Origin of the sequence: Acinetobacter sp. Colony158 (assembly GCF_019264745.1) — a bacterium.
In the GTDB taxonomy this organism is placed as follows: domain Bacteria; phylum Pseudomonadota; class Gammaproteobacteria; order Pseudomonadales; family Moraxellaceae; genus Acinetobacter; species Acinetobacter ursingii.
Window position 1 is genome coordinate 183,488 of sequence record NZ_CP078523.1, and the last position, 6,207, is coordinate 189,694.

Sequence of the window (6,207 nt, forward strand, 5' to 3'; positions counted from 1 at the left end):
TGGCTGACTTGGTAAATATTCAGGTTTGACTACATCTATGGCCTGATCATAAGGTAATGTCAATTCACTTAAACCTTCGGCATAAGAAGCCAGTTCATACAGTGGATACACAAAGACAATGCCTTCATTACCATAGTAGAAGTTATCGCTCAGTTGAAATTTATCTTTGCTAATATTGTGTTCTTCCAGCCAGCTTTGATTAAAGCTATATAAGCGATCACGCACAGTTGTATCGCTTCCTTCTTTCAGCAAGTCTGCAACACTCACGCGTTTTTTCTTATTCAAGTCAAAAATGACATATTCTTCATGATGCATTCCATGTGCAGCACCTGCTGAATAGGTGTAGCTATATAACTGAAATGAAGCCACATTATAGTTTTGTCCTAAATAACGCACAAACATGATGCTTTGACCATCTTGTGGCATGCCTTCTGGTAATTTGACTTGCTGATCCTGAATATTATCAAACGCATTTGGATCGGCTTTTTTAATCCGATTCATAAAATATTCATTGATCCACGGTTGATTGGTTTCGACTGTTTGAAAATGATACGTGGTACAGCCATCTTCCAAACACAGTTTATTTTTGGGTAATTTAACTGTAACTACCTTAGACTGAATGACAGGCACGCTCACTTTTTCAACTTTGCTTTGTGTCGGAGTGTCGTCCTTTTTACTCTCCGTTTTTGGCTGACAGCCCACAGTGAGAAATACAGCGCTTAAAAATGGCAGAATCAATAATGTTGTTTTAAAGTGTCGTGCAGACATTGCCGCCCCTTCTGATCGTTTTCGATGTTCATTTTGATCTACTATACAAAGCTCTATTTATACTGAACATTGAAAATATGTATCTATATGATCCATCAAAAAATTAACCGCCCAAAATGAGCGGTTAACTGAAACGATGTTTTGGAAATCAACCAGATATTATTGATCAATAATATCTGTACCTTTAGGAGGGGTGAAATTGAAAGTCGAAGCGGGAATCGATGGATTTAGCTTCACATTATTAAAACGCACATAAGTCGTTTGACCCAAAGAGTCCTGCAAAATCATCAAACTTGGGGCTTTATTTGCACCAAAACTAATGGTCAGACTTTGAAAAGCACCTTCACTGTCTTTAGGATATAAGGTGTAATAAGTTTTACTGCTATCGGGCTGAGTCACACGATAAGATTGCATAATCTGATTGGTATTGCCTGACAACAATAACGCAGGTGTATTGGCAACCTGATCATCCAGATTTTGGCGTACCGCTTGCTGTAAATCAGGGTCATAAATCCAGACGGTTTTACCTGTTGTCGCAATCGTTTGTTTTGAGGGTGAAGTCGTTTCCCAGAAGAATTTACCCGGACGTTCTACTTTCATCACCCCTTTAAAGGTTTGATTCATATGTTGTGCGGTTAGACCTTTATTTTTTGGCGCACGGGTATTATTGGTGGCTTTTGTCGTTTGCTCAAAATTGGCAGATAAACTTTGCATACCGCTGAGTTGTTTCACAAGGTTTGAGGTTGCTTGCTGTTCCGAAGCTGCCGTGGCTGCAAAAGCAGTTGCGCTCATGACAGGTGCAACTACACTTGCGGTTAAAGTTAATGCGTATGCCACTTTTTTTACGGAATTCATAAAATAAAACCTCTAATCAGTTTTTACTGTTATATCGATATCTTACTGTTTTTGAAAAATAAAACTGTGGAGAAACACATTGATTTTGTGTAATTAATGTCTCCAATAACAATTTTATGTACAGAAATCACAGCATTATGAAGAAAATAACAAGATAAAGATATTCAAATACACGCTTGCGGTAATAGGAGAACATACTGAAATTAAAATACAGTGTCCTATTATACAGACTGATCTTATCTGGATAAAAGGCATATGCTAAAACAGATGACAATAGATTAAAAATAATGGAGTTCACCTATGAAAAGCCTTGCATTTATTCATCGCAACGATACCCGTTTTTCAGTCGGTGACTTCTACCCTGTACTTTCCGTGTTTTCTTATCATGAACTAGGTAATACCGTTTCCCCTTTTTTATTGTTGGATCATTTAGGTCCTGGCGTATTAAGTCCGTCAAATAAACGTCGTGGTGTAAATGAACATCCACATCGCGGATTTGAAACCATAACCTTTATGTTTGAAGGTGAGTTAGAACATCGTGATTCTACTGGCAGTGGCGGAATCATTGCAAAAGGCGATGTACAATGGATGACTGCGGCCTCTGGCGTGATGCACCGCGAACAATTTAGTTCTGCTTTTCGTGAGCGCGGTGGAGCTTTTGAAATGGTACAACTTTGGGTCAACTTACCCGCTAAAGATAAAATGGCCGAGCCACGTTATCAAATTTAAAAAATGCCGATATTCCAAAGGTTGAATTGGCTCAAGAAGCGGGTTCAGTTCGGGTCATTGCAGGACAATACCAACACGTACAGGGTCCCGCACTGACCTACAGTCCAATGACTGTTTTAGATATTGATCTACGTCAAGGACAGCACCTGATCTTGCCTGCCCAACATGGGGACAGCACTTTGCTTTATTTGCGTCATGGTCAGATACAATTTACCGAACAAGATGAGCTTTTAGAAGAGCAAGCGTTGGCTGTGATGTCGAGTCATGGAGACAATATTGAAATCACGGCATTGCATCACAGCAAATTACTTTTGCTTTCAGGAAAACCATTAGGTGAACCTATCAATGGTCAAGGTCCTTTTGTCATGAATACTTATGATGAAATTTTACAAGCTTACGATGACATTAAACATCATCGATTTATTCGAAATCAGGCTAAAGAGTCAAGTTCGTAAACCAAGTAGTGGCTTTAAACATAAAAAAACCCGCAAGATGCGGGTTTTTTAAACTATTAAAACTTATACAGATTCAACAGTTACATAGCGACGGCCAAATTGACCTTTCACTTCAAACTTTACTACGCCATCAGCAGTAGCAAATAAAGTATGGTCACGACCCATACCTACGTTAGCACCAGCGTGGAATTCAGTACCACGTTGACGAACGATGATGTTACCAGCAGTTACTGATTGACCACCGTAGATTTTAACACCTAACATTTTAGGATTCGAATCACGACCGTTTTTAGTCGATCCACCAGCTTTTTTAGAAGCCATGTCTATTACTCCTCGTGATTAGCCTGCAATACCCGTAATTTTCAACTCGGTAAACCATTGACGGTGACCTTGTTGTTTACGGTAGTGTTTACGACGACGCATTTTGATGATGCGGATTTTGTCGTGACGACCATGACCAACCACTTCTGCAGTTACTTTTGCGCCAGCAACAACTGGAGCACCGATTTGAATGCTATCACCATTTACAACCATTAATACGTCATCAAACGTAATAGTTGAGCCAGTTTCAGCTTTCAACAATTCAACTTTAAGGGTTTCACCCTCAACTACACGGTGCTGTTTACCACCGCTTTGGATTACTGCGTACATAACGTACTCCAACCAAGCCCGTGTCGTCGTGTCGATAAAGGGATATATCGATCTTAAAACGAACGCCACTGGGATGTATAAGGCGAAAGATTTTAAGGGATAACTGGGCAAACAACAAGTATTTTGATGCAAAATTACGCAAGCTAAAACAAAAAATAAGAAGAAAGACAGTTAAGCTTTATGATCGGCTGAATCAATCTAGTATTTCGTTTGAATATGTGTAAAATCGCAAATAAGGTTTAAAAACAAATTGCTACTATAAAACCACTCAACATGGAGCTTCTCCCTATCGCTGGCTAGACAATATTTAACATCAAACGTTCATACCGTTGTATCGGTCGGTATGAAAACTTGTGTTTTGTCATTCATTTGAGTTTAAGATTTTATAGCTTTAAATCCATTGAGCAAATTACCAATATATTGATGAGGTTTCCTTTCATATGGCCATCGACTTTAAGCAAGATATACTCGCGCCTGTAGCTCATGACTTTGCTGTGATGGACACATTTATTAATGAAGGAATTACCTCAAAAGTCGCTTTAGTCATGGCGGTTAGTAAACATGTAGTCGAAGCTGGCGGTAAGCGTATGCGCCCCATCATGTGTTTGCTGGCAGGTCAGGCATGTGGCGTTCAAGACTTAGAACATCATCGTAAATTGGCTGCGATCATTGAAATGCTGCATACCGCGACGCTAGTACATGACGATGTTGTGGATGAATCAGGCTTACGTCGTGGCCGCCCAACAGCCAATGCGACATGGAACAATCAAACGGCGGTTTTGGTAGGTGATTTTTTAATCTCCCGTGCTTTTGATTTATTGGTCGATCTAAACGACATGGTCTTACTCAAGGACTTTTCAACAGGAACCTGTGAAATTGCCGAAGGTGAAGTGTTACAACTTCAGTCGCAACATGACCCTGAAACTACAGAAACAACCTATTTAAATATTATTCACGGCAAAACTTCCCGACTATTTGAACTGGCCACCGAAGGCGCAGCGATTTTAGCCAATACCCCCCAATATCGTGAGCCATTACGTCATTTTGCCGGTCATTTTGGCAATGCTTTCCAAATTATTGATGATATTTTGGATTACACTTCTGATGCAGAAACCTTAGGTAAAAATATCGGTGATGACTTGATGGAAGGTAAACCCACATTGCCATTGATTGCCGCGTTACAAAAAACTACTGGCGAAGAACATGACATTATTCGTAAAAGTATTTCCACAGGTGGGATCACGCAACTTGAGCAAGTCATCCAGATTGTGCAAAATTCGGGTGCTTTAGAGTATTGTCGCGCCCGTGCTGAACAAGAAACACAAGCTGCGCTTGATGCTTTAAATCAATTACCAGATAGTGAGGCGCGTCAAGCACTTACCAATCTAACTTTAATGGCTTTACATCGGATTCAATAATCTCTTTTGCCTATGCATATAAATTTATCTGATCTTTACATTCAAATGCAACAACAGCTTGATCAAACTCAAGCTGTTTTAGATGAACATATTATTATTGAGCTGATCAATCGTATTCGTCCAAGCGACAGCAAAGATCAAGATGAAATCAATGATAAGTTTGAGGCATTTGTCGAGTCTTTACTGATCGGACCTAACGCCGCCAACACCTTACAAAGCTTTTTATTACGCCTAATCAACCAATACAAACAAACCAGCTTATATGCCGACAGTGGCATATTGTCTTTAGATGGTTTTTGGAACCAGTTAGTCAAACGTCTTGGCGCACATTTTCTCCCTTTGATTCAGGATGACCATGACCTAAGTACCTTGATTGGCAAGGTATTTCATCAACGTAGTGACAAATATTGGCTAAATGCGATTGATGAAAAGCACTGGTATGCTCTTTTTGAAATCATTGGGCAAAGTAATAGCAATATCGATGAAAAACGTGCCATTCAGGATCAAATGATTAAAGCCATTACGGTTTTATCTTACCGTATCAGTGGTATTGGCTTATATCCAGAATTTATTAATGCACAGCCTGAACTGACCGAATATGAATCGCCCTTTTTAGTGCAAAATCGAGAAGTGATCGATTTTATTGAAAAATTTAAAAAGCAGCATTATACCGGTCACGAAGTTGCAGTGCTTGAACCGCCTGATGCCTCTCAAGCCTTTGTTATGTTTGAGCAATGTCGGGAAGTTGTACTTAAAATACGACGAGCCACCAAACGGATCGGTGTCAGTCTGAGTCTGACTTATTTATTGTCCTTGCTTGAGCAATGTCTGGATCGAATCGAGTTACTTTTAAATATTGTGGTGGGTGATGCCCAAATTCGTTATCTCTCGCTGGGCGAATTTCTAGAAAATATTACAGAAGCACATTATAGTGAAAAAAGCGTACGCTCACTGATGACCACAAACAGTGAGTTAATCGCCTTACAAGTGACAGAAAACGCCAGCCGTACTGGTGAACACTATGTAAGTACCGATAAAAAAGGTTTTTTTGAAATGTATCGGGCCGCCGCAGGTGCAGGTGTGATCATTGCCATCATGGCAACACTGAAAATATTGGCCGCACGACTCACCCTCGCCCCCATGATGCATGCCTTTATTTATAGTATGAACTATTCATTGGGCTTTGTTCTGATTCATGTTTTGCATTTTACGGTTGCGACAAAACAGCCTGCCATGACTGCGGCTGCGCTTGCTTCGACTGTACAACAACGCAAAGGTTCAAGAACAGCTCAGATTGCTGAACTGGCGGCCCTGATTATCAATATTATCAG

General features: G+C 40.1%; 5 protein-coding genes and 2 pseudogenes. 3 read left to right on the top strand and 4 right to left on the bottom strand.

What is annotated here, in order from left to right:
* Together JR005_RS00650 and lolA are read right to left on the bottom strand one after the other, a co-directional pair.
* Positions 1–768: RsiV family protein (locus tag JR005_RS00650; protein ID WP_218665392.1), on the bottom strand; the 768-nt coding region annotated here is incomplete at its 3' end.
* A 159-nt stretch (positions 769–927) separates the two neighbouring features.
* Positions 928–1,623 carry an outer membrane lipoprotein chaperone LolA gene (lolA, locus tag JR005_RS00655; protein ID WP_004990379.1) on the bottom strand — a complete coding sequence of 232 codons (696 nt, stop codon included), beginning with the start codon at positions 1,621–1,623 and terminating at the stop codon, positions 928–930.
* Between the two features lie 300 nt (positions 1,624–1,923).
* Between lolA and JR005_RS00660 the strand changes: the two are divergent.
* A pseudogene (locus tag JR005_RS00660) lies at positions 1,924–2,807 on the top strand (pirin family protein).
* A gap of 63 nt (positions 2,808–2,870) precedes the next feature.
* Here the strand turns inward: JR005_RS00660 and rpmA are convergent.
* Together rpmA and rplU are read right to left on the bottom strand one after the other, a co-directional pair.
* Positions 2,871–3,128 carry a 50S ribosomal protein L27 gene (rpmA, locus tag JR005_RS00665; RefSeq protein ID WP_004929519.1) on the bottom strand — a complete coding sequence of 86 codons (258 nt, stop codon included), beginning with the start codon at positions 3,126–3,128 and terminating at the stop codon, positions 2,871–2,873.
* 18 nt (positions 3,129–3,146) lie between these two features.
* Positions 3,147–3,458: a 50S ribosomal protein L21 gene (rplU, locus tag JR005_RS00670; RefSeq protein WP_004664501.1), complete on the bottom strand. Its 312-nt coding sequence runs from the start codon at positions 3,456–3,458 to the stop codon at positions 3,147–3,149.
* A 440-nt stretch (positions 3,459–3,898) separates the two neighbouring features.
* Between rplU and sdsA the strand changes: the two genes are divergently transcribed.
* The gene (sdsA, locus tag JR005_RS00675) at positions 3,899–4,876 is read left to right on the top strand and encodes an All-trans-nonaprenyl-diphosphate synthase (protein ID WP_034699705.1); all 978 of its coding nucleotides are present in this window, start codon (positions 3,899–3,901) and stop codon (positions 4,874–4,876) included.
* 12 nt (positions 4,877–4,888) lie between these two features.
* Positions 4,889–6,207, top strand: a pseudogene (locus JR005_RS00680) (site-specific recombinase); the annotation flags it as partial.

Excerpts from the sequence above, each read along its gene's own strand:
- rplU (WP_004664501.1), bottom strand. The coding sequence starts at position 3,458 with ATGTACGCAGTAATCCAAAGCGGTGGTAAACAGCACCGTGTAGTTGAG.
- lolA (WP_004990379.1), bottom strand. The coding sequence starts at position 1,623 with ATGAATTCCGTAAAAAAAGTGGCATACGCATTAACTTTAACCGCAAGT.
- sdsA (WP_034699705.1), top strand. The coding sequence starts at position 3,899 with ATGGCCATCGACTTTAAGCAAGATATACTCGCGCCTGTAGCTCATGAC.
- rpmA (WP_004929519.1), bottom strand. The coding sequence starts at position 3,128 with ATGGCTTCTAAAAAAGCTGGTGGATCGACTAAAAACGGTCGTGATTCG.